General features: G+C 63.7%; 20 protein-coding genes. 14 read left to right on the top strand and 6 right to left on the bottom strand.

The annotated features are described in order from the left end of the window. The first annotated feature begins 31 nt into the window (after positions 1–31). The gene (locus O7A05_RS04665) at positions 32–1,549 is read left to right on the top strand and encodes a DegQ family serine endoprotease (protein ID WP_337091795.1); all 1,518 of its coding nucleotides are present in this window, start codon (positions 32–34) and stop codon (positions 1,547–1,549) included. A gap of 14 nt (positions 1,550–1,563) precedes the next feature. On the opposite strand, the gene O7A05_RS04660 is transcribed toward O7A05_RS04665, so the two are convergent. Beyond that, entirely contained in the window at positions 1,564–2,136 is a 573-nt protein-coding gene (locus O7A05_RS04660) for a GNAT family N-acetyltransferase (RefSeq protein WP_337091794.1), read from the bottom strand. Further along, entirely contained in the window at positions 2,133–3,020 is an 888-nt protein-coding gene (serB, locus tag O7A05_RS04655) for a phosphoserine phosphatase SerB (protein WP_337091793.1), read from the bottom strand. The genes O7A05_RS04660 and serB overlap by 4 nt, the downstream gene beginning before the upstream one ends. On the opposite strand from serB, the gene miaA reads away from it, so the two are divergent. Together miaA and O7A05_RS04645 are read left to right on the top strand one after the other, a co-directional pair. Beyond that, positions 3,010–3,954 carry a tRNA (adenosine(37)-N6)-dimethylallyltransferase MiaA gene (gene miaA / locus O7A05_RS04650; RefSeq protein WP_337091978.1) on the top strand — a complete coding sequence of 315 codons (945 nt, stop codon included), beginning with the start codon at positions 3,010–3,012 and terminating at the stop codon, positions 3,952–3,954. The genes serB and miaA overlap by 11 nt on opposite strands. Before the next feature lie 122 nt (positions 3,955–4,076). After that, positions 4,077–4,868 (top strand): GGDEF domain-containing protein, encoded by a 792-nt coding sequence (locus O7A05_RS04645; RefSeq protein WP_337091792.1) that lies wholly within the window; start codon positions 4,077–4,079, stop codon positions 4,866–4,868. A 166-nt stretch (positions 4,869–5,034) separates the two neighbouring features. Here the strand turns inward: O7A05_RS04645 and O7A05_RS04640 are convergent, their stop codons facing one another. Beyond that, positions 5,035–6,867, bottom strand: coding sequence for an ATP-binding protein (locus O7A05_RS04640; protein ID WP_337091791.1), 1,833 nt, complete (start codon positions 6,865–6,867; stop codon positions 5,035–5,037). A gap of 152 nt (positions 6,868–7,019) precedes the next feature. On the opposite strand from O7A05_RS04640, the gene O7A05_RS04635 reads away from it, so the two are divergent. From O7A05_RS04635 to O7A05_RS04625, 3 genes are read left to right on the top strand one after another with little or no spacing between them, the layout of a single operon-like run. Beyond that, a complete protein-coding gene (locus O7A05_RS04635) occupies positions 7,020–7,586 on the top strand; it encodes a helix-turn-helix domain-containing protein (RefSeq protein WP_337091789.1) in 567 nt (188 codons plus the stop codon). Between the two features lie 5 nt (positions 7,587–7,591). Then, positions 7,592–7,900: a hypothetical protein gene (locus O7A05_RS04630; RefSeq protein WP_140839842.1), complete on the top strand. Its 309-nt coding sequence runs from the start codon at positions 7,592–7,594 to the stop codon at positions 7,898–7,900. 38 nt (positions 7,901–7,938) lie between these two features. Beyond that, on the top strand, positions 7,939–8,544 hold the full coding sequence (locus O7A05_RS04625) for a GNAT family N-acetyltransferase (protein ID WP_337091788.1): 606 nt from the start codon (positions 7,939–7,941) through the stop codon (positions 8,542–8,544). On the opposite strand, the gene O7A05_RS04620 is transcribed toward O7A05_RS04625, so the two are convergent. Further along, a complete protein-coding gene (locus tag O7A05_RS04620; RefSeq protein WP_337091786.1) occupies positions 8,470–9,354 on the bottom strand; it encodes a LysR family transcriptional regulator in 885 nt (294 codons plus the stop codon). The genes O7A05_RS04625 and O7A05_RS04620 overlap by 75 nt on opposite strands. Positions 9,355–9,465: 111 nt before the next feature. On the opposite strand from O7A05_RS04620, the gene O7A05_RS04615 reads away from it, so the two are divergent. Genes O7A05_RS04615 through tmpB form a run of 3 tightly spaced genes read left to right on the top strand, consistent with a single transcriptional unit; the run spans position 9,466 to position 11,200 of the window. Continuing rightward, the gene (locus tag O7A05_RS04615; RefSeq protein WP_337091785.1) at positions 9,466–9,612 is read left to right on the top strand and encodes a gamma-butyrobetaine hydroxylase-like domain-containing protein; all 147 of its coding nucleotides are present in this window, start codon (positions 9,466–9,468) and stop codon (positions 9,610–9,612) included. After that, a complete protein-coding gene (tmpA, locus tag O7A05_RS04610; protein ID WP_337091977.1) occupies positions 9,609–10,616 on the top strand; it encodes a 2-trimethylaminoethylphosphonate dioxygenase in 1,008 nt (335 codons plus the stop codon). Before O7A05_RS04615 ends, tmpA begins: the two co-directional genes overlap by 4 nt. Beyond that, on the top strand, positions 10,613–11,200 hold the full coding sequence (gene tmpB / locus O7A05_RS04605) for a (R)-1-hydroxy-2-trimethylaminoethylphosphonate oxygenase (RefSeq protein ID WP_337091783.1): 588 nt from the start codon (positions 10,613–10,615) through the stop codon (positions 11,198–11,200). Before tmpA ends, tmpB begins: the two co-directional genes overlap by 4 nt. A gap of 51 nt (positions 11,201–11,251) precedes the next feature. Here tmpB and O7A05_RS04600 read toward each other — a convergent pair whose 3' ends face one another. Next, positions 11,252–13,060, bottom strand: a complete 1,809-nt coding sequence (locus tag O7A05_RS04600; RefSeq protein ID WP_337091782.1) for an NAD(P)/FAD-dependent oxidoreductase — start codon at positions 13,058–13,060, stop codon at positions 11,252–11,254. A 102-nt stretch (positions 13,061–13,162) separates the two neighbouring features. Continuing rightward, complete coding sequence (locus O7A05_RS04595) at positions 13,163–13,306, bottom strand: hypothetical protein (RefSeq protein WP_337091781.1); 144 nt, start codon at positions 13,304–13,306, stop codon at positions 13,163–13,165. A gap of 344 nt (positions 13,307–13,650) precedes the next feature. Here O7A05_RS04595 and O7A05_RS04590 point away from each other — a divergent pair, with 344 nt between their 5' ends. The 5 genes from O7A05_RS04590 to O7A05_RS04570 all read left to right on the top strand — a co-directional run bounded on the left by O7A05_RS04590 (position 13,651) and on the right by O7A05_RS04570 (position 21,652). Then, positions 13,651–15,432: an acetolactate synthase 3 large subunit gene (locus tag O7A05_RS04590; RefSeq protein ID WP_337091780.1), complete on the top strand. Its 1,782-nt coding sequence runs from the start codon at positions 13,651–13,653 to the stop codon at positions 15,430–15,432. An 83-nt stretch (positions 15,433–15,515) separates the two neighbouring features. Continuing rightward, positions 15,516–16,091 (top strand): acetolactate synthase small subunit, encoded by a 576-nt coding sequence (gene ilvN / locus O7A05_RS04585; protein WP_224600848.1) that lies wholly within the window; start codon positions 15,516–15,518, stop codon positions 16,089–16,091. Positions 16,092–16,195: 104 nt separating this feature from the next. Further along, positions 16,196–16,792, top strand: a complete 597-nt coding sequence (locus O7A05_RS04580; protein WP_337091779.1) for a LysE family translocator — start codon at positions 16,196–16,198, stop codon at positions 16,790–16,792. Between the two features lie 421 nt (positions 16,793–17,213). After that, entirely contained in the window at positions 17,214–18,503 is a 1,290-nt protein-coding gene (locus O7A05_RS04575) for an efflux RND transporter periplasmic adaptor subunit (RefSeq protein ID WP_337091778.1), read from the top strand. After that, positions 18,500–21,652: an efflux RND transporter permease subunit gene (locus O7A05_RS04570; protein WP_337091777.1), complete on the top strand. Its 3,153-nt coding sequence runs from the start codon at positions 18,500–18,502 to the stop codon at positions 21,650–21,652. Before O7A05_RS04575 ends, O7A05_RS04570 begins: the two co-directional genes overlap by 4 nt. Positions 21,653–21,711 lie beyond the last annotated feature (59 nt).

Genomic DNA, 21,711 nt, shown 5'->3' with positions numbered 1-21,711 from the left:
CTTTTCCTTTTCAGAACCACCGGAGGCCATGATGATATCCGACACCCTGTTGCGCGCGGCGCGGCGCATGGTCTTCGCCGGCGCCACGGCATTCGCGGTCGGCATCGTTGCCGTCCCGTCCTTCGTCACGCCGACGATCGCTTCCGACGGACCGCCTTCGGTCGCCGATCTCGCCGAGCGCCTGCTCGGCGCGGTGGTCAACATCTCGACCTCGCAGACGGTGAAAGGCACGGAAGGACCTGGCGCGGTGCCGATGCCGCAACTGCCCGAGGGCTCGCCGTTCCAGGACTTCTTCGACGATTTCTTCAAGAACCGTGGCGGCGAAAAGGGCGGTGGCGGGCAGAAAGTACAGTCGCTCGGCTCCGGCTTCGTCATCGACGCCGAGCAGGGCATCGTGGTGACCAACAACCATGTCATCGCCGACGCCGACGATATCGAGGTGAATTTCTCCGACGGCGTCACGCTGAAGGCGACGCTTGTCGGCACCGACACCAAGACCGATGTCGCGGTGCTGAAGGTCGACCCCAAGGGCCACAAGCTGACGGCGGTGAAATTCGGCGATTCCACCAAGATGCGCGTCGGCGACTGGGTGATGGCGATCGGCAATCCGTTCGGCCTGGGCGGCACGGTGACGGTGGGCATCGTCTCGGCGCGCAACCGCGACATCAATTCCGGCCCCTATGACGACTTCATCCAGACCGACGCCGCCATCAACCGCGGCAATTCCGGCGGCCCGCTGTTCAACGCCGCCGGCGAGGTCATCGGCATCAACACGGCGATCATCTCGCCGTCGGGCGGCTCGATCGGCATCGGTTTCTCCATCCCCTCGCAGCTTGCCGCGGGCGTCGTCGACCAGCTCCGCCAATATGGCGAGACGCGGCGCGGCTGGCTTGGTGTGCGCATCCAGCCGGTGACGGACGACATCGCCGAAAGCCTCGGCATGGCAACCGCCAAGGGCGCGCTGGTGGCCGGCGTCATCAAGGGCGGGCCGGTCGACAACGGTTCTGTGCAGGCCGGCGACGTCATCATCAAGTTCGACGGCAAGGATATCCATGAAATGCGCGACCTGCCTCGCGTCGTCGCCGAAAGCCCGGTCGGCAAGGCGGTCGACGTGGTCATCGTGCGCAAAGGCGTCGAGCAGACCGTCAAGGTGACGCTCGGACGGCTGGAGGACAGCGAGAAGCTGGCCAGCGGCGAGAACGGCAACACCGACCAGGACAAGGGCGACAAGGCGACGCCTCCGGTATCGACGGCCTCGGTGCTCGGCATGACGGTCGGCGAGCTCAACGACCAGACGCGGCAGAAGTTCGGCATCGCGGCCGATGTGTCCGGCGTGGTCATCACAGACGTTGCCAAGGATTCGGCGGCGGCCGAGCGCGGCATCCAGGCCGGCGAGGTGATCACCGAGATCGCGCAGGAATCGGTCGGCACGCCGAAGGACGTGATGGACAGGATCGGCGCGCTGAAGGAGCAGGGCCGCAAGAACGCGCTCCTAATGCTGGCCTCGAAGAGCGGCGAACTGCGCTTCGTGACGATCCGGATGGATTGAAAATGATAGGGCGGCTAGCGAGCCGCCCTTTTTCGTACTTGCCAATCCTCGCCCGACAGCCTGTAGAGGACATGCCGCTTGAGGTGCGGGTGGCTGTCGGGAACGCTCGGATGATCGAAATCGGCGCCTGGATCGGCTCGCATGCCGAGCCGCTTCATGACGGCGATGGAGCGATGGTTTTCGGCGACGGCGAAGGAGACGATCTCCTCCAGCCTCAGCGTTTCGAAGCCGAAGGCGAGCCATGCTTCCGCTGCCTCGGTGACATAGCCTTTGCCCCAGAATTCCGGCGCCAGCCGCCAGCCGATCTCGATCGTGCCGTCCGGTAGCGATGGCACGTCATCCGTATCCAGGAGCCCTACGAAGCCGATGCATTCGCCGGTGGCCGCGATCTCGGCGGCGGCGAAGCCGTAGCCATCCTCCTCGATCCAACCGCGGAATTCGTCCATCATGGCGTCGGCGGTCGCGCAGTCGCGGCGGAACGGGAAGAACTCCATCACGCGCTCGTCGAAGTTGATGCGGTGGAAAAGCGCGCGGTCGCGATCCTCCCAGTTGCGCAGGATCAGGCGCTCGGTGCGGATCGGCTTCATTCGACGAACTCGTCCCGGCGATAGCCCTGGAGATAGAGCAGCGCGGTCAGGTCGCCGTGGTCGATGCGGATGCGGGCCTGTTCCGCCACCGCCGGCTTCGCGTGGAGCGCGACGCCGGTGCCGGCAAGACGGATCATATCAAGATCGTTGGCGCCGTCGCCAACCGCGATGGCATCCTCTGTCGTGAGCCCGAGCCGTGCCGCGATGTCGAGCAACGATTCGGCCTTGGCCGCGCGGCCGAGGATCGGCTCAGCCACCATGCCGGTGAATGTGCCGTCATTCTCGACCAGGCGGTTGGCCCGGTTTTCCTGAAATCCCAGCATGGCGGCGATGCGGCTGGTGAAGACGTCGAAGCCGCCGGAGACCAGCGCCGTCCAGGCACCGTTGGCGCGCATCGTTTGCACCAAGGCGCGGCCGCCGGCGGCGAGCGTCAGCCGATTGGCGATGATGCGGTCGACCACGTCGGTATCGAAGCCCCTCAGCAGGGCGACGCGCTCGCGCAAGGCGGGCTCGAAGGCGATCTCGCCATTCATCGAGCGCGCGGTGATCGCCGCGACATGATCCTTGACGCCGATCTCGTCGGCGAGTTCGTCGATGCATTCCTGGTCGATCATGGTCGAATCCATATCGGCGAGCAGGATCTTCTTGCGCCTGCCTTCGGCGGGCTGGACGATGACGTCGACCGGTTCGGAAGCCAATGCAGCGCGCAGATTGGCGGTCATTTCGCCGATATCCGGCGTCTGCGGCAAAACGAGATCGCAGGCGATGTCCTCGGCCAGCCAATGAGCGGCGCTTGCGCCGGCGGCCCGCAAGGCCATATTCGCAAGCGAGGCCGGCACGGCGCGGGCTTCTGGACGGGACACTAAAGTGGCGATCAGCGGCATCGAAAATTCCGGCAGGCAGGCGGGCGAAGGCCGCGTCAAGAATGCGATCCTGATAGCCGGGCCGACCGCCAGCGGCAAGTCGGCGCTGGCACTCGACCTTGCCGAACGCAATGGCGGGGTCATCGTCAACACCGATTCCATGCAGGGCTATTCGGTGCTCGACGTCTTGACGGCGCGGCCGAGCGCCGCCGAAATGGCACGCGCGCCGCACTTCCTTTACGGCCATGTGCATCCCTCGACGGCCTATTCCACCGGCGCCTGGCTGCGCGACGTGACGAAGCTGATCGACGACGGCGTCCTGTCGGGCCGACCCGTCGTTTTCGTCGGCGGCACCGGGCTTTATTTCCGCGCGCTGGCCGAAGGCATCTCGGATATGCCGGACATTCCGGCGGCCATCCGCGAGCGTTGGCGCTACGAGCTCAAGGAACAAGGGGCCGAAAAGCTGCATCGCCTGCTCATGCACGAGGATTCGGCCGTCGCCATGCAGCTCAGGCCGACAGATGGGCAGCGCATCGTGCGGGCGCTCGAAGTGCTCGACGCTTCGGGGCGCTCGATTCTCGAATGGCAGGCGGCGCGCGGCCGGCCGCTGATCGATCGCGACAGCGCGCGCTTTCTGGTCATCGAGCCGGATCGGCAGCAACTGGTCCTGCGCATCGAGGCGCGTTTCGACCAGATGCTCGACAAGGGCGCGCTCGACGAAGTGCGTCAGCTCGTCGCGCTCGACCTGGATCCCGACCTGCCGGCGATGAAAGCGATCGGCGTGCGCGAGCTGCAGGCGGCGATGGCCGGCCAGTCAGGTTTTCCCGAAGCCATCGAACGCGCCAAGATCGCGACCCGGCAATATGCCAAGCGCCAGTCGACATGGTTCAGGCACCAGCTGGGCGCGGAGTGGCGCAGGCTGCGGCCGGGCGACGAGTTGGCACTCCTGGACTGACTAAGCTTTTCAATCAGCGCCTTAAAATCGCCGGCTCCAATTCTCGCTAAAGTTGTTCGGATTAACGGTCCGTAAGGTCGGCCATGCCATAACCTTTGGGGCCACAGTGCCGCGGGGAGTTGATGCGTTTCCATAAGGCGGAATCCGCATTTTTCGTCTTTATTTTTGTGATCCTGGCCGCGGGCTTGGTGACCTTCCATGCCTATGGCCAATTGCAGGACATCGCCGCCGACCTCGATGCCGTATCGCGCGTCGACAAAATCGTCTATCTCAACAAATTGCTGTTCGTTACAGGCGCGTTGCTGGCGACCGCGCTGTTCTTCGGCAGCTTCTTCATCTACCCGCTGATCCGCGGCCAGGTGCGAGAAGAGGGCAAGCTCAGGGCCATGACGGTGTCGCTCAGCGCCCGTTCGCAGACGCTTGAGCAAGCGGCGCTCACCGACAGTCTGACCGGCATGCAGAACCGCCGCTATTTCGACGATGCGCTGCGCGAATATCTGCAGGAGTTTCGCCGCATCGACAGGCCGGTCGGGCTGATGATCCTCGATCTCGACCATTTCAAACAGGTCAACGACACGCATGGCCACGATGTCGGCGATGAGGTGCTGAGAGCCCTCGCCGCCTGCCTCAGAGGCATGACGCGCTATCACGATGTGGTGGCGCGGTTGGGCGGCGAGGAGTTTGCCGTCGTCACCCCCAATATGGATGTCGAACTGCTCGCCCGCTTCGCCGAGCGCATCCGCAAGGCGGTCGCCAATCTGTCGATCATGTCGGGTAATGTGCGGCTGAAGGTTACCACCAGTGTCGGCCTTGCCGTCTGGGACCACAAGGAGAGCGCGGAGGATTTCTATCGCCGCGCCGACCGCCAGCTCTATGAGGCGAAGAAGCAAGGCCGCAACCGCGTCTGCGCCTAAAATCCCACCACTAAATTCGTGAGGCTGGCCGTCTGAAGCTACCTTCTGCGCTTCCGGTGCTCACGGACTTTATGTCCGCTCCGCTCCGGTCTCGAAGGTAACTTCAGCCGACTCAGCCTGACGAATTTCCTGGCGGGATTTACCCCTGCTTTTCACGATCGCAGGCTTAATCGTTGAGTTGGCGCATGCCGAAGGTCGAGGGCTTCAGGCCGTAGCGCGTGTCGAAGTCGTCGTCCGGCTGCACGCGCGGGGAGTTGGCCGGCTTCTTGTATTCCGGGTCACCGGCCTGGCGGGTCGAGTCCACTGTCTCGGCGAAAGCCATGGACTGCTGCGGCTTCGGCACGTTACGCAGCCGCTCGACGATCATGGCCAGATCGACGTCGTTGCCGTCCACGGAGGGCTCGATCTGCTCGCCCTTCGCGGTGCCTGGGATGAACTCCTGCGGCAGCTTCTCGAACTTCAGCCGCATGGTCGTCGCCACGCCTTCGCCGAAGGCGATGGCCTCGCGCTGCCCCATCGAGGAGAGGAACGCCAGGGTCGAGGCCGAGGAATCGGCGATCGCCGAGCGGATGATCGCCTGGTCCTGCTCGTTGGCGAGCCGCATGGCGAAAAAGGTCGAGCACTGCGACAGGATGGTCGGGTCAAGCTCGCCCGGACGCTGGGTGACGACGCCGAGATAGCAGCCATATTTGCGGCCTTCCTTGGCGATGCGCGACAGCGCGTGCCGGGTCGGCGCGAAGCCGAGGCGTGGATCGGCCGGCATGTAGCGATGGGCTTCCTCGCAAAGCAGCAGCAGCTTCAGCCGGCCCTCGCTCCACAGCGCCAGGTCGAAGGCCAGGCGTGCCAGCACCGAGCAGACCGAGTTGACGACTTCCGAAGGCATGCCCGCCATCTCGAAGCAGGTCACCGGGCGGCCATGATTGGGGACGCGGAAAATATTGCCGATCGTTTCGTGGATCGTGTCCTCGATCAAGCGCGAATTGAACATGAAGCGGTAGCGCGGGTCGGCAGCGGCCGATTCGATGCGCGTCTTCAGCGATTTGAGGGTCGGGCGGTCGTTCTTGCTCTCAAGCATGCCCATCCGCTCGTCGATCTGCTTGATGAGATCGGCAATGCGGTAAGGCACCGGCGTGTCCGCGGTCAGCGCGTCGCTGCCGCGCCTGATGTAAGTTCCGGAGCTCGGGTTGCGGTAGAGGTTCTTGGCGGCCGGGATCAGGTCGCGCAGAACGTCCACTTCCTCGGGCACCGTCTCGCGACCGCGAAACAGCACTTCGGCGAACTCCTCGAGCCTGAACATCCAGAACGGCAGGTCGAGCGTCTTGGAATCGACCTTGACGCAATATTCCGGCAGCGAGGCGGCAAACTCATTATGCGGGTCGAGGATGAGCACGCGCAGGTCGGGACGCGACGCGATCGTCTTGCGCAAGAGCAGCGAGACCGCCGTCGATTTGCCGACGCCGGTGGTGCCGACGATGGCGAAATGGCGCGCCAGCGTGTCGTCGATGGCGATGTTGGCATCGATCGACTCATCCTGCGACAGCGTGCCGATGGTCACCGAATGGCGCCCGGCCAGGTCGTAGACCGCCTGCAGATCGCGGGTTCGGATGCGATGGGCAATGGCGCCGATATGCGGATAGGTTGTGATGCCGCGGTCGAACACCGGCTTGGAGCCGGGCTCGACGCCGTCGCGCACTTCGCCGACCAACTCGACGCTGACCTCGATGAGATTCTGCCCGTCGGGGTTCCAGGCGCGGTCCGACTTGCCGATGGCATAGACAAGGCCAACCGTTCTCGTTGAGCCGAGATTGATGGAGATCATCCTGCCGACGGTCCAGAGGCCGGTGACTGTGCCCTCGGCGTCTTCCGCATGGGCGCTGATGGTGGCGCGCGCACCGTCGCATTGCACGACATTGCCCAGAATGCGTTTGTCGTTCTGTTGGATGTTACGGCGTTCCTGCGAGGTCGGTTCCCCGACGGAGGCTTCGCGTTCAACAAACATAATGCGCTGGTCCCATTCCCCTGGAGCGGGAACCCTATCCAATCGGGGTTAAAGTCAGGTGAGGTCGGATGGTGTCGGCAGCGTTAAACCAGCCGCGACAATTCGATCGAATAGTCTCTTCCCAGTTTCCGAAATTCCGATATATTGGACGAATGATCGATATATCGAATGACATCACAACCACGATCGGCAGGCGGATACACTCCGAAAGGACGGTGAGGAGCTGGTCGCTGGCCGAATTGGCCGAGCGCTCGGACGTCTCGAAGGCGATGCTGAGCGCCATCGAACGCGGCACGACCAGTCCGACCGCGGCGCTCCTGGTGCGTATCGCGGCGGCCTTCGGCATGACGTTGTCGACGCTGATCGCACGGGCCGAGATGCAAGGCGGCGGTGTTTCGCGCAGGGACGAGCAGCCAGTCTGGCGGGATCCGGCAACCGGTTATATCAGGCGGCATCTGTCGCCGGCATCGCAGATGCCGCTGGAACTGGTCAGGGTCAGCCTTCCGGCAGGTGCCAAGGTCAGCCTCCCGGCGGCATCCTACGCCTTCATCAAGCAGCAGATATGGCTGATCGGCGGAAGGCTTGATTTCACCGAGGGCGATGTGGTGCACAGGCTCGAGCCCGGCGACTGCCTGGCGCTGGGCGCGCCCTCGGATTGCGTCTTTCATGCTCCCGGACCGGATGCGGCGGAGTATCTCGTGGCGTTGGTCAGGGACTGACCCCGATGTCTCGCCGGCCAAAACGCTCGCACAATGGCGGGCCGCCGCTCGACGACTACGATGGCCCGCCCTGGGGCAAGGGCGATGCCTATATCTTCCTCGCTTGGCGCGCCGCCCACGACAAGGCCTGGAAGGCGCCAAGCCACGCCGTCATGCTGATGCGGCTGGAGAGGGCCGAACGGCTCGGCCTGACTTACGAGGAATATACGCTCGAGATCTTGGAGCGTGGCCGCCATCTCAGCGAGGACGACGCCGACCGCATCGCCGAAATCCGGCGGGCGCGGCGACGGAAACGTATCAGCCATTTCGAATGACCTGTTCCCCGATGTTTCGTCACCTGGAGAGTACCAGCATGAATTCCCTTGAAATCCGGGCGCTGAGCGACGACGCGGCGACCATCGCGATGCTCACCGATCTGCTGATCGAGACGGTCGCCGCCGGCGGGTCGGTGAGCTTCATGCATCCGTTGTCGGCGGAGGCCGCGCGGGATTTCTGGCGCAAATCGCTCGCCGCGGCCGCGCGCGGGGAAAGGGCGGTGCTGGGCGCTTGGCGTGGCGATGCGCTTGCCGGCACGGTCACGCTGCTGCTCGACTTCCCGCCCAATCAACCGCACCGTGCCGAGATCGCCAAGCTGATGACCGGCCGAAACCATCGCGGCAAAGGCGTGGCGATGGCCCTGATGCGGGCAGCGGAGAAACTGGCCGTTGAGAAAGGCCGCACGCTGTTGGTGCTGGACACCGCCAGCGAAGAGGGCGCGGCCGGGCTTTATGAGAAACTCGGTTTCACGCTCACCGGTGAAATCCCCGATTTTGCTCTCAAGCCGCATGGCGGGCTGACCGGCACGCTCATCTACTGGAAACGGATAGGCAGAGCGGCCCGCGCGCTATCCAGAAATCCTGGCGATGCGCGACAGAAGCCAGCGGCGGAAATCCTGCTCGGCGCCGGACAGTCGCGATGATGACGGTCTCGTCAGGAAATGGCCCGAGGGGCTCGAAAGCTCGAAATCCGAAAGCCTGACTAGAACCTTGTCCTTCAGGGCCGCGTCGATCAGTGGCAGCGAGCCGAGCAGCGCTCCCGCGCCGGCCTTCGCAGCTTCCATGGCGGCGACGAAACTGTCGAAGCGATGCGAGCGCAGGGAATGGCCGGCAAGCCCCGCGGCGGGGAACCATTCCGCCCACATCTCGCGCGCGCCCGCCACCAGGAGCAGCGGCATTGACGTCCAATCGGCTTCTCGGGCGAGTGTCGGAGCCGCGACCGGGACAAGCCGCTCGACGGTCAGCCGGTCGGCCTCGCGCCCGGGAAAGGACCCGTTGCCGAATCGTATGTCGAGCGCCGAGCCCGACTGGTCGTAGTCGGTCGGCCGATGGATGGTCACCAGATCGAGCCGGATCTGCGGCAGCGTTTTTGCCAGCTCTGGCAGGGCCGGGACCAGGACCAGAAGGGCAAACGAGATCGGAACCCGGATCGAGACGGTCTGCACGGCGCGCGGCTCGAACAGCTCATTGGTGCTGTTGCCGATGGTCGCGAATGCCGACTGGATATGCGGGAGATAGGCCGCGCCCTCCGGCGACAATGCCACGCCGCGCGCCAGGCGCGCGAACAATCGAGTCCTGAGCCGCTCTTCCAGAAAACGGATGTGCTGGCTGACGGCGGCTTGCGTGAGCCCGAGCTCGGCGGCCGCGGCGGTGAAGTTCGACAGGCGAGCGGCAGCCTCGAAACTGCGGAGCCAGTCGAGAGGAGGCATCGCATCGAAAGCCTTTCCAGCCATCAGAAATTTAGCGCCAATACCCGCAAAACGATAATTTGAATTATGCCTCTGGTGAAGCCAGCATGCAATCCGTACCCCATGGTGGTGGGTAGAGGATGGGAGCTTCGGGATATGTTGAGGACGGCAACGCTGGCCGACGACGGGCGAGTGATCGAGCTTGGCTGGAAGGACGGAACGGTGAGCCGCTTCCATGCCATATGGCTGCGCGATAATGCGCTGGACGCCAAGACGCGCAGTGCCGGCACGGACAGCGGCTGATCACCATCCTCGATATTCCGGCGGAAACGCGGATCGGCGCGGCTGAGATCAAGGACGGAGCGCTGGAGGTCACATTCGCTCCTGAAGGCAAGACCGTCAGCTTTCCCTCAAGCTGGCTCCGCGCTCATGCCTACGATCGCAAGGAGGCTCGCCAGCCTGGCTGGACGGGAAGCGACATAGAGCGCTGGACGAAAGCCACGATGCAGAATTCCGTGCCGCGCGCCGCCTATGCGGATGCCAGCAGAGACAGCAACGTCTTGCGGCAATGGCTGGCCGCGGTCCGCAGCTTCGGCTTCGCTATCATGGACGGCCTGCCTGCCGAATCCGGCGCGCTGTGCAAGGTGGCGGACCTTTTCGGCTACATCAGGGAGACCAATTACGGGCGTTGGTTCGAGGTGCGGGCCGAGGTCAATCCGAACAATCTCGCCTACACCAATCTCGGCTTGCAGGCGCATACCGACAATCCGTATCGGGATCCGGTGCCGACGCTGCAGATCCTCGCCTGCATCGAGAACACGGTGGAAGGCGGCGAGTCCAGCGTCGTCGACGGCTTCGCGGTCGCGGCGGCACTTCAAGCGGAAAACCCGGACGGCTTCCGGCTGCTTTCTTCCTATCCGGCGCGTTTCGAATATGCCGGCTCGTCGGGCGTGCGGCTGCAGTCCAAGCGGCCGATGATCGAGCTCGGGCCCGATGGCGAGTTGATCTGCATCCGCTTCAACAACCGCTCGCTGGCGCCGGCCGTCGATGTGCCGTTCGCCGAGATGGACAAATACTATGCGGCCTATCGCCGGTTCGCCGAGCTGATCGAGGATCCTGCCTTCGAGGTGACGTTCAAGCTCGAGGCGGGGCAATCCTTCATCGTCGACAACACCCGCGTCCTGCATGCGCGCAAGGCGTTTTCCGGCAGCGGCAAGCGCTGGCTGCAGGGCTGCTACGCCGACAAGGACGGCCTGCTGTCGACGCTTGCTGCGATCGAGCATGGTTTCGAGGAGGCGGCGGAATGAAGCCGGACGAATTGAACGCAGGCAACATCGTCGAGTTCATCGCCGACATCTTCGAGCGCCGCGGCGCGGAATCCTATCTCGGCGAGCCGGTCACGATGTCGGAGCATATGCTTCAGGGCGCGTGGCTGGCCGAGCAGGACGGCGCGCCGGAGGAGCTTGTGGCGGCGGCGCTGCTGCACGACATCGGCCACTACACCAGCGAGTTCGGCACCTATTCGCCCGACGACGTCGAGGACAAGCACCATGACGAGGCGGGCGGCGAGATGCTGGCGCCGTTCTTCCCGCCGGTCATCGTCGAATGCGTCAGGCTGCATGTCTCGGCCAAACGCTATCTCTGCGCCACCGATCCGACCTATTTCAGCAAGCTGTCGCCGGCCTCGGTGCATACGCTGTCGCTGCAGGGCGGGCCGATGAGCGCGGAGGAGGTGGCTGAGTTCCGCAGCAATCCCTTCCACGACGAAGCGGTGCGCGTGCGCATCTGGGACGAGGGCGGCAAGATCGCCAACATGAAGACACGCGCCTTTCGCGACTACGTGCCCTTGCTCGAGCGGGTGGTGAAGAAGTTCGCGGCTGAAGGCGGCTAGATGACAGAAGCCCGGTTGGCCGGCTCCTGCTATCCGCGAGAGCGCCGTGCGTCAGCTCTTGTGGTAGACCTCCTGCAGCCCATAAACAGGCGTCGGCAGGCCGACCTGCCTGGCCTTGAGCTGCAGCGACAGATACTGCGAATAGTGCCGCGACTGGTGCAGGTTGCCGCCGTGGAACCAGAGCGCTTCCTGCTGCGTCGGCTTCCACATGTTGCGCTGCTCGCCCTCCCAAGGACCCGGATCCTTGGTGGTGGCAGAGCCGAGGCCCCAGACCTTGCCGACCTTGTCCGCTACCTCCTGCGAGATGAGGTCGGCGGCCCAGCCATTCATCGAGCCGTAGCCGGTGGCATAGATCACCAAGTCAGCCGGCAATTCGGTGCCGTCGACGAATTTGACGCCGGTTTCGGTGAGTTCCTGCACAGCGGCGCCCGGTCCGCTCTTCAGCTTGATCGAACCGTCGACGACGAGGTCGCAGGCGCCGACATCGATGTAGTAGCCGGAGCCGCGGCGGAGGTATTTCATGAACAGACCCGAGCCGTCATCGCCCCAGTCGAGCATGAAGCCGGCCCTTTCCAGGTCGTCGTAGAATTTCGCGTCGCGCTCCTTCATCTGCTGGTAGAGCGGGATCTGGAACTCATGCAGGATGCGGTAGGGCAACGAAGCGAAGATCATGTCGGCCTTGCCCGTCGTCATGCCGTTCTCCACCGCCTGCTCGGAGTAGAGCGCGCCAAGCCCGATATCCATCAGCGTGTCCGACTTGACGATGTGGGTCGACGAGCGCTGCACCATGGTCACATCGGCGCCGCCTTCCCACAGCGCCGCGCAGATGTCATGCGCCGAGTTGTTGGAGCCGATGACCACCACCTTCTTACCGCGGTATTTGTCCGGTCCGGGATGGGTCGAGGAGTGCTGCTGCTCGCCCTTGAAGATATCCTGGCCTTTGTATTTCGGCCAGTTCGCCTTGCCCGACATGCCGGTCGCCAGCACCAGTTGCTTCGGCTTCAGCACGATCTCCTTGCCGTCGCGCTCGACGACGACGGTCCATTCCTTGGCCTTCTCGTCGTATTTGGCGGATTTCGCTGACGTGGAGCTCCAATAGTTCAGCTCCATCACGTTGGTGTACATTTCCAGCCAGTCGCCAATCTTGTCCTTGGGCGCGAAGACCGGCCAGTTCTTCGGAAAGTCGATATAGGGCAGGTGATCGTACCAGACCGGGTCGTGCAGGCAGAGCGACTTGTAGCGCTTGCGCCAGGAGTCGCCCGGACGCTCGTTCTTCTCGACGATGATGGCCGGCACGCCGAGCTGCTTCAGCCGGGCGCCGAGCGTGATACCGCCCTGGCCGCCGCCGATGATGACCACATAGGGTTGCTTGGTGTGGCCGAGCTCGGCGATCTCGTCGTCGCGCTCCTCACGCCACGTCTTGCGGCCCTTGCCGTGGCCATGCTTGGCGCCGAGCGGGCGGGTGAAGCCTGCTTTCTCCTCATGGCCTTTCAGCTCCGCCATGGTGGTGAGCAGCGTCCAGATCAGGTCGCCTTTGAAGCGCACGAGGCCAAAGCCGCGCGCCACACTCGTCTCAAAGGTGATCCAGGCGGTGGTGACGCCGCCGTCCTCGCTCGCTTCCTCGCCCTTGGCCACCGCCCAGCCGGTCGGCTTGGTGCTGGCCAGCGTCGCCTGCAGCATGTCGCGGATCTGGTCCTGGCCCTCCATCGTCTTCAGGTTCCAGGTGAAGGTGACGAGATCGCGCCAGTAGCAATCGGCCTGGAAGCAGTTGACGGCGCTGTCGATGTCGCCGCCTTCCAGCGCCTTGCCGAACTTGTCGAGCAGCGCCTGCGCCTTGGTGGTGGGTGTTCTCTCGAGCATTTGTTCTCCTCCACTTTGCTAGAGTCCGGCATGAGCGGCAAGCGGCGTGCCAATCGTGACGCTCATGAGGGTTTGCAATGAAATCAGTCTGTTAGGACGACATTAGGCCTCGGTCGGCCTTGCCGGGTCGAGCTGATGGGTACCGATGCAACGCAGCCAGGATTGAACCACGATGTCGTCGCGGGCCGATCGCACGCCGGACAGCACCTCTTCGATCTCGCGTATATGCTCCCGTTCGCCAGCCATGCGTCCTCCTCGCACGTTCTTTGCAAGAGCATAGTGGTGTGTCGGAGAGGCACGTTCAACTGTACTATGGTAGCTGTGCGATGGAAGCGCGCCGGCGCCGTTCTCACAGACAGGTGAATTCGCAATGGACCCCATTGACGAGCCCGCGTTTTCGCCCTTATTGTCCGCGCCCATGAAAACGGCACTCATTCTCGTAGGCTGGCGCGTGGGCAAGGCGGTGTAACCGCCGGGCGAAAACCTCCCATGCGCATCACACAGGCTCCCTCGGGGGCCTTTTTTATTGCCTTGAACACGACTAAACGACCAGCAAATCGCCAGGCGGCGAACATTACGGGACCAGACCGATGAGCAACGGACAGAACGAGCGGCGCGAAATGACGGGCGCCGAAATGGTGGTGCAGGCGCTGAAGGACAACGGCGTCAAGCATGTGTTCGGCTATCCGGGCGGCGCCGTGCTTCCGATCTACGACGAGATTTTCCAGCAGGACGAGCTCGAGCACATTCTGGTGCGGCACGAGCAAGGCGCCGGCCATGCGGCCGAAGGCTATGCGCGCTCGACCGGCAAGGCCGGCGTCATGCTGGTGACGTCGGGCCCGGGCGCCACCAACGCGGTGACGCCGTTGCAGGACGCGCTGATGGATTCGATCCCGCTGGTCTGCCTCACCGGCCAGGTGCCGACCTCGCTGATCGGCTCCGACGCCTTCCAGGAATGCGACACGGTCGGCATCACGAGACCCTGCACCAAGCACAACTGGCTGGTGAAGGACGTCAACGAGCTCGCCGCCACCATCCATGAGGCCTTCCATGTCGCGACGACCGGCCGACCCGGCCCGGTCGTGGTCGACATTCCGAAGGACGTCCAGTTCGCCAAGGGCATGTACGTGCCGCCGCAGACGGCGCCGCGCACCAGCTATCAGCCGAAGGTCCAGGGCGACCTGGAAAAGGTGAAGGCCGCCGTCGAGCTGATGGCCGGCGCGAAGAGGCCGATCATCTATTCGGGCGGCGGCGTCATCAATTCCGGCGCGGAAGCCAGCCATCTGCTGCGCGAGCTGGTCGACCTCACCGGTTTCCCGATCACCTCGACGCTGATGGGGCTCGGCGCCTATCCGGCCTCGGGCAAGAACTGGGTCGGGATGCTCGGCATGCACGGCACCTACGAAGCCAATATGGCCATGCATGACTGCGACGTGATGATCTGCATCGGCGCGCGCTTCGACGACCGCATCACCGGCCGGCTCAATGCATTCTCGCCGAACTCGAAGAAGATCCACATCGATATCGACCCGTCGTCGATCAACAAAAACGTTCACACAGAGGTGCCGATCATCGGCGATGTCGGCCGGGTGCTCGAAGATATGGTGCGGCTGTGGCGGGCGACCGCCAAGGTCGACAAGAAGGCGCTCTATCCCTGGTGGGAGCAGATCGCGAAATGGCGGGCGCGGGATTCGCTCGCCTACAAGATGAACAACGACGTGATCATGCCGCAATACGCGATCCAGCGGCTCTACGAACTGACCAAAGATAAGGACACCTACATCACCACCGAGGTCGGCCAGCACCAGATGTGGGCGGCGCAGCACTATCATTTCGACAAGCCGAACCGCTGGATGACGTCCGGCGGCCTGGGCACGATGGGCTACGGCCTGCCGGCGGCGCTCGGCGTGCAGATCGCGCATCCCGACGCGCTGGTGATCGACATCGCCGGCGACGCTTCGGTGCAGATGACCATGCAGGAGATGAGCTCCGCGGTGCAGTATGAGGCGCCGATCAAGATCTTCATCCTCAACAACCAGTATATGGGCATGGTGCGGCAATGGCAGCAGCTGCTGCACGGCAACCGGCTGTCGCATTCCTACACCGAGGCGATGCCGGACTTCGTCAAGCTGGCGGAGGCCTATGGCGGCCACGGCATACGCTGCGACAAGCCGGACGAGCTCGACGACGCGATCAAGGAGATGATCTCGGTCAAGAAGCCGGTGCTGTTCGACTGCCGCGTGGCGACCTTGGCCAACTGCTTCCCGATGATCCCGTCGGGCAAGGCGCATAACGAGATGCTCCTGCCCGACGAGGCGACCGACGAGGCGGTGGCCAACGCCATCGACGCCAAGGGCAGGGAACTGGTGTAGGCAGCCATCAAGGCGGGGCTATCGAGAGAAAGCCGTGCGCAAACAGAGAATTAGCTCAAAAGTCTGAAATCGAGAATCACCTTATGAACGCACAGCACCTTCAACCGACCGGCTCCGCTTATTTCATCGCCAAGGAAACCGAGAAGCCGGAAACGCACACGCTTTCCGTGTTGGTCGACAACGAGCCGGGCGTGCTTGCCCGCGTCATCGGCCTGTTCTCGGGCCGTGGCTACAACATCGAAAGCCTTACCGTTTCCGAGACCGAGCATGAGAAGCATCTGTCGCGCATCACCATCGTGACGCGCGGCACGCCGCATGTGATGGAGCAGATCAAGCATCAGCTCGAGCGTATCGTGCCGGTGCACCGGGTGGTCGACCTGACCGTGCGCTCGCATCAGCTTGGGCAGGAGCGGCCGCTGGAACGGGAACTCGCGCTGGTCAAGGTCGCCGGCACCGGCGACGCCCGGGTCGAGGCGCTTCGTCTCGCGGATGCCTTCCGCGCCTCGGTCATCGATGCCAACACCGAGCATTTCATCTTCGAGATCACCGGCAAGGGTTCCAAGCTAGACCAGTTCATCGCCATCATGAAGCCGCTCGGTCTAGTCGAGATCTGTCGCACCGGCGTCGCCGCGATGAACCGCGGCCCGCAGGGAATGTGAACAGGACGACCATCCTGTTTCAACTTTGGCCGGCCGGTTGCCCGTTTCTGGCTTTTGCGCATTTGCTAAAAGGACAGTAAGGCTGACATATCCGGGAGGATAACATGTCGCTCGACACATTCGCTGCCTTGTTGGTCTATGCCTTCGTGACTTCGATCACGCCGGGGCCGAACAACCTCATGCTGCTCGCTTCCGGCGTCAATTTCGGCATCGCCAGGACAGTTCCGCATATGCTGGCCATCAGCATCGGCTTTCTGGTCTTGTTGCTGGCCGTCGGCTTCGGGCTGGGCGCGGTGCTGACGGCGTTGCCAGCGCTGCATACGGCGCTGAAGATCGCCGGCGCCGTCTATCTGCTCTACCTTGCCTGGAAGATCACCATGTCGCGCTCGATGAGCGACGGAAAAGGGGCGCAGGGCCGGCCGATGCGCTTCATTGACGCCGCCGCCTTCCAGTGGGTCAACCCCAAGGCATGGGTGATGGCGATCACCGCGATGGCCGTCTACACCAATGCCGATCATCCGTTCGTCTCGGTGGCGCTGATCTCGATCGCCTTCACCATCGTCAACCTGCCCAGCGTTTCGGTGTGGGCCGGCTTCGGCACGGCGCTGCGCGGCTTCCTGTCAGATCCAGCGCGGCTGAAATGGTTCAATATCGCCATGGGCGTGCTGCTGGCGGCGACGCTGTGGCCGATGCTCCGTTAGATGTGCCGATATTCAGGTGAGGCCGGCCTGCAAACGCTGGCTTTCTGCGCTTCCGGTGCTCACGTACGGAAAGTACCCTCCGCTCCGGCCTTCGCCGGCCGAAGCCTCATAAGTGTCTCCGCCCTATGAAGGCTACGGCCGGCGTAGGCCGGTTCTCGAAAACCATCGTTTTCGACTCGGCCTGACCTGAATCTCAACACATCTGACAGTGTTTCGGATCGGCCGCAGAGGCGTTCGTGGCCTCGTTTGCCGGCTGCCTAGCCATTGTGCAGTGCACATTAAATCTTCGTAATGCCCCGTTTTGGCCCTTTTCCGCCAAAGCCATGTCCTATCTACTCCACGAAAATCGCGGCACGAGGTCGTGAAGCGAGCTAGAATGGACCACCGGGATCGGCGTGTGGGGTAGAAGGCTTATTTGTCGATGCGCGGAAAAATCGCCTTTGCAGTTGTTGCGGCCGCCTGCCTGGCGGGTGCCGGGCTCTATCTTTCGCCCACGACGTTGGCCAAGGTCCAGCAGCTGATTTCGGGCAAGCAGGCTGACGTGGCCACCGCGGACAAGACGGCGAGCGGCGATAAAGCGGCTGGGGCCTCGGACAATGCGAAAAGCAGTGGCCCGCGTTCGGCCTCGATCGTCTCCGCCACCGCGACGACCGCCGATTTTCCGATACGCCGCTATGCCATCGGCTTCGTCTCGTCACCGGAGGTGGTCAATATCAATGCCCGTGTTTCCAGCCAGATCGTGTCCATCGCGGTCAAGGACGGGCAGATGGTCAAGGCCGGCGATCTGCTCATTTCGCTCGATGACCGCGCGCTGAAGGCGCAGCTTGCCAAGGATCAGGCGCAACTCACCAAGGACCAGGCGATGCTGGTGAGCGCCCAGGCCGATCTGCAGCGCGCGAAGGATCTCGTCGCCAAGCAGGCCGGCACGCAGCAGACCTACGATCAGGCGCTGGCGGCGCAGAAGGCCGCGGCCGCCACGATCGATGCCGACAAGGCGACCATCGATGCCGACACGGTGCAATTGAGCTATGCAACAATTACCGCGCCGATCTCGGGCCGGCTTGGCGCCATCAATGTGTCGGTCGGCGATCTCGTCACCACCAGCAACGGCAACGCGAGCAGCTCGACGCCGCTGGTCACCATCACGCAGATGGATCCGCTGCAGGTGAACTTCACGCTGCCCGAGAGCAACCTTGCTCTGTTGCATAAGGCGCTCGCCGACCCGCAGCAAGGCGACGTGACGCTGACCAAAAACGGCGATCCCACGCCGATCGGCAAGGGCACGCTCGATTTCGTCGATTCCAGCGTCGACACGGCCTCCGGCACCATCGCCACGCGGGCGAGCATACCGAATCCGGATCTTTCGCTGTGGCCTGGGCAGTATGTGAACGTGGTGCTCGACGCCGGCATGATGCCGCAGATGACCTCGGTTCCGACGGTCGCGGTGCAGCCGAGCCAGAAGGGCCCCTTCGTCTATGTGGTCAAACCGGACAACACCGTCGAGATGCGGCCGGTGCAGGTGGCGCTGACGGAGGGCCAAAACAGCGCCATCAGCGATGGCCTCAAGAGCGGCGAGAAGGTCGTCGTCGAAGGCCAGACACGGTTGAAAAACGGCGCGGCGGTGCATGAAGGCAAAGCGGCGGCCGGATCCGGGGATCAGGCATCGCCCAAAGTCGCGGAGGCAGACAAGGCCGGCGGGGCGAGCCAATGATCTCCGAATTCTGCATCCGCAAGCCTGTCGCTACCCTTCTGATGTCGTTCGCCCTTATTCTGGGCGGTATTTTTGCCTACAAGTTCCTGCCGGTGGCGGCACTGCCCAGCGCCGAATTTCCGGTGGTCAACGTTTCGGCCAGCCTGCCCGGCGCCTCGCCCGAGACGATGGCGACATCGGTGGCGACGCCGCTGATCAAGCAGTTCGCGACAATCGCCGGCATCGATTCGATCTCGACCACCAATTCGCTCGGCCAGACCTCGATCGCCATCCAGTTCGTGCTCAACCGCGACATCGATGCGGCGGCCGCGGACGTGCAGGCGGCGATCGCGCGGACGCAAAAATCGCTGCCCCCGGAAATGACCTCGCCGCCAAGCTATCGCAAGGTCAATCCTGCCGATGCGCCGATCCTCCTGATGTCGTTGGTCAGCGACACGGTCCCGCTGACGGATCTCGACGCCTTCGCGGAAAACGTCATCTCGCCTTCGCTGTCGACCATCGACGGCGTGGCCCAGGTCTCGATCTTCGGGCAGCAGAAATATGCCGTGCGCATCCAGATCGATCCGACCGCGCTGGCCGCGCGCGGCATCTCGATCGATCAGTTGCAGGCTGCGATCACTTCGGCCAACAGCAACACCCCGCTCGGCGTGCTGCAGAACAACAAGCAGCAGCTGACGATTACCGCCAACACGCAGCTCACCGACGCCGCAGGCTTCTCCAACCTCATCATCGCCACCAAGAACGGCCGCCCGGTGCGGCTGGGCGAGGTGACGCGCGTCGTCGATTCCGTGCAGACCACGACGACAGCGAGCTGGTATGACGGCACGCGCGCGATCATCATGGCCGTGCAGCGCCAGCCCGACGCCAATACCGTCGATGTCGTCGACAAGGTCAAGGCGATGCTGCCGTCCTTCCAGGAGCAGATGCCGGCCGCCGCCCAGATCAAGCTGCTCAACGACCGCTCGACATCAATCCGCCAGGCCGTTGACGACGTTCAGTTCACGCTGCTCCTGACCATCGCGCTGGTGGTGCTGGTGATCTTCGTGTTCCTGCGCCGGGTGACGGCGACGATCATCCCGGCGGTGGCGGTGCCGATCTCGCTGATCGCCACGCTTGGCGCGATGTTCCTGTTCGGCTTCTCGATCGACAACATCTCGCTGATGGGACTGACGCTAGCCGTCGGCCTTGTCGTGGACGACGCCATCGTCATGCTGGAAAACATCTTCCGTCACATGGAAGAGGACGGGCTGCCGGCTTTCGACGCCGCGCTGAAGGGCGCGCGCGAAATCGGCTTCACCATCATCTCGATCTCGATCTCGCTGGTGGCGGTGTTCATACCGGTGCTTCTGATGGGCGGCGTCATCGGCCGCATCTTCAACGAATTCGCCGTCGTGGTGACCGTCGCCATCCTGGCCTCGATGTTCGTGTCGCTAACGCTGACGCCGATGCTCTGCTCGCGCCTGTTGTCGGTGACCAAGGCCGATCGCGAAAAGCACGCCCCCGGTCACAAGCCGGACCTCATCACGCGCGGCTATGACCGGATCCTGGGCTTCTGCCTGCGAAACACTTTCCTGGTGTTCCTCGTCTTCGTCGCAACCGCCGCAGCGTCGGTGTGGCTGATCCAGGTTTCGCCGAAAGGCTTCTTTCCGCAGGAGGATATCAGCCAGATCTCGGTGTCCACGCTTGCGCGCCAGGACATCTCGTTCGACGCCATGGCGAAGCTGCAAGGGCAGGTGGCCAGCGTGTTTTCGAAGTCGCCCTATGTCGACCATGTGGCCTGGTCAGCGGGCAGCGGCAACAATGCGCTCAACCAGGGCCAGCTCTTCGTCCAGCTCAAGGGCAAGGATCAGCGACCCAATATCGAGAAGGTGCTTTCGGATCTCAGACGCCAGCTGGCCGGCGTGGCGGGCATCGAGACCTATATGCAGCCCGTGCAGAACCTGCGGCTCGGCTCGCGGTCGTCGGCCAGCGCCTATCAGCTCGTGGTGCAGGGCCTGGATACCCGCCAGACCGACATCTGGGCGCAGAAGCTGAACGACGCGATGGCCGCGGACCACACGAAATTCATCGACGTCACCAGCGACTTGCAGAACAACGCATTGCAGGCCTCGCTTGTGATCGACCGCGACAAAGCCGCCCAGCTCGGCATCGACACCGACACGCTGCGTTCCGCCCTCTACGGCGGCTTCGGCACCGACCAGGTTTCGACGATCTTCGGTTCGGCCGACAGCTATGAGGTCATCACCGAGCTCGATCCCAAGATCGAATGGTCGCCCGAGCGGATGCTGGCCATCCAGATGCGGACGGCGAGCGGCAGCCTTGTGCCTCTCGGCGCCTTCGCGCATGTCGACCGCACGGCCGGCGCGCTGACCGTCAATCAGCTCGGTCAGCTTCCGGCGGTGACGATTTCCTACAACCTGCCGCAGGGGGTGTCGCTCGGCGACACGGTGACCCGCATCGACCAGCTCAAAGAGCAGATCGGCATGCCGAAGGAGATCTCGACGAGCTTTGCCGGCACGGCCAAGACCTTCCAGGATTCGCTGGCCAACCAGGGACTGCTGATCGGCGGCGCGATCCTGACGATCTATATCGTGCTCGGCATGCTCTATGAGAGCTTCATCCACCCGCTCACCATCCTCACCGGCCTGCCGTCGGCGGTGCTCGGCGCGGTGGTGGCGCTGCGCTTCGCCGGCATGGACCTGTCGGTGATCGCGGTGATCGGCATCCTGATGCTGATCGGCATCGTCAAGAAGAACGGCATCATGATGGTCGACGTCGCGCTGGAGCTCAGGCGGCAGGGCATGTCGGCGACGGACTCCATACACAAAGCCTGCCTGATGCGTTTCCGGCCCATCATGATGACGACGCTTGCGGCGTTGATGGGCACGTTCCCGATCGCGCTCGGCACCGGCGCCAGCGCCGAATTGCGCCAGCCGCTCGGCGTTGCCGTGGTCGGCGGCCTGCTCGCCTCGCAGGCGCTGACGCTGTTCGTGACGCCGGTGATCTACGTCTATTTCGAGAATTTCTCCGGCTGGCTTTTCAGCTTCTCGTCGAAGAAGAGCCGGCCGGCGCTGCATGTGGTGGAAAGCGGCGAGCAAGCCTCGCTGTTCGATGGCGAACCCGAGCCGCAGAAGACGGCGGCCGAGTAGATCGCTCCGACTGGCCCAAGCCGTGGCGCTTGCGGCCGGCCGCAGCCGATCCTAGTCTG

Source organism: Mesorhizobium argentiipisi (SeqCode), assembly GCF_037179585.1.
Taxonomy (GTDB): domain Bacteria; phylum Pseudomonadota; class Alphaproteobacteria; order Rhizobiales; family Rhizobiaceae; genus Mesorhizobium; species Mesorhizobium argentiipisi.
This window is presented reverse-complemented; position numbering and strand designations above follow the sequence as displayed.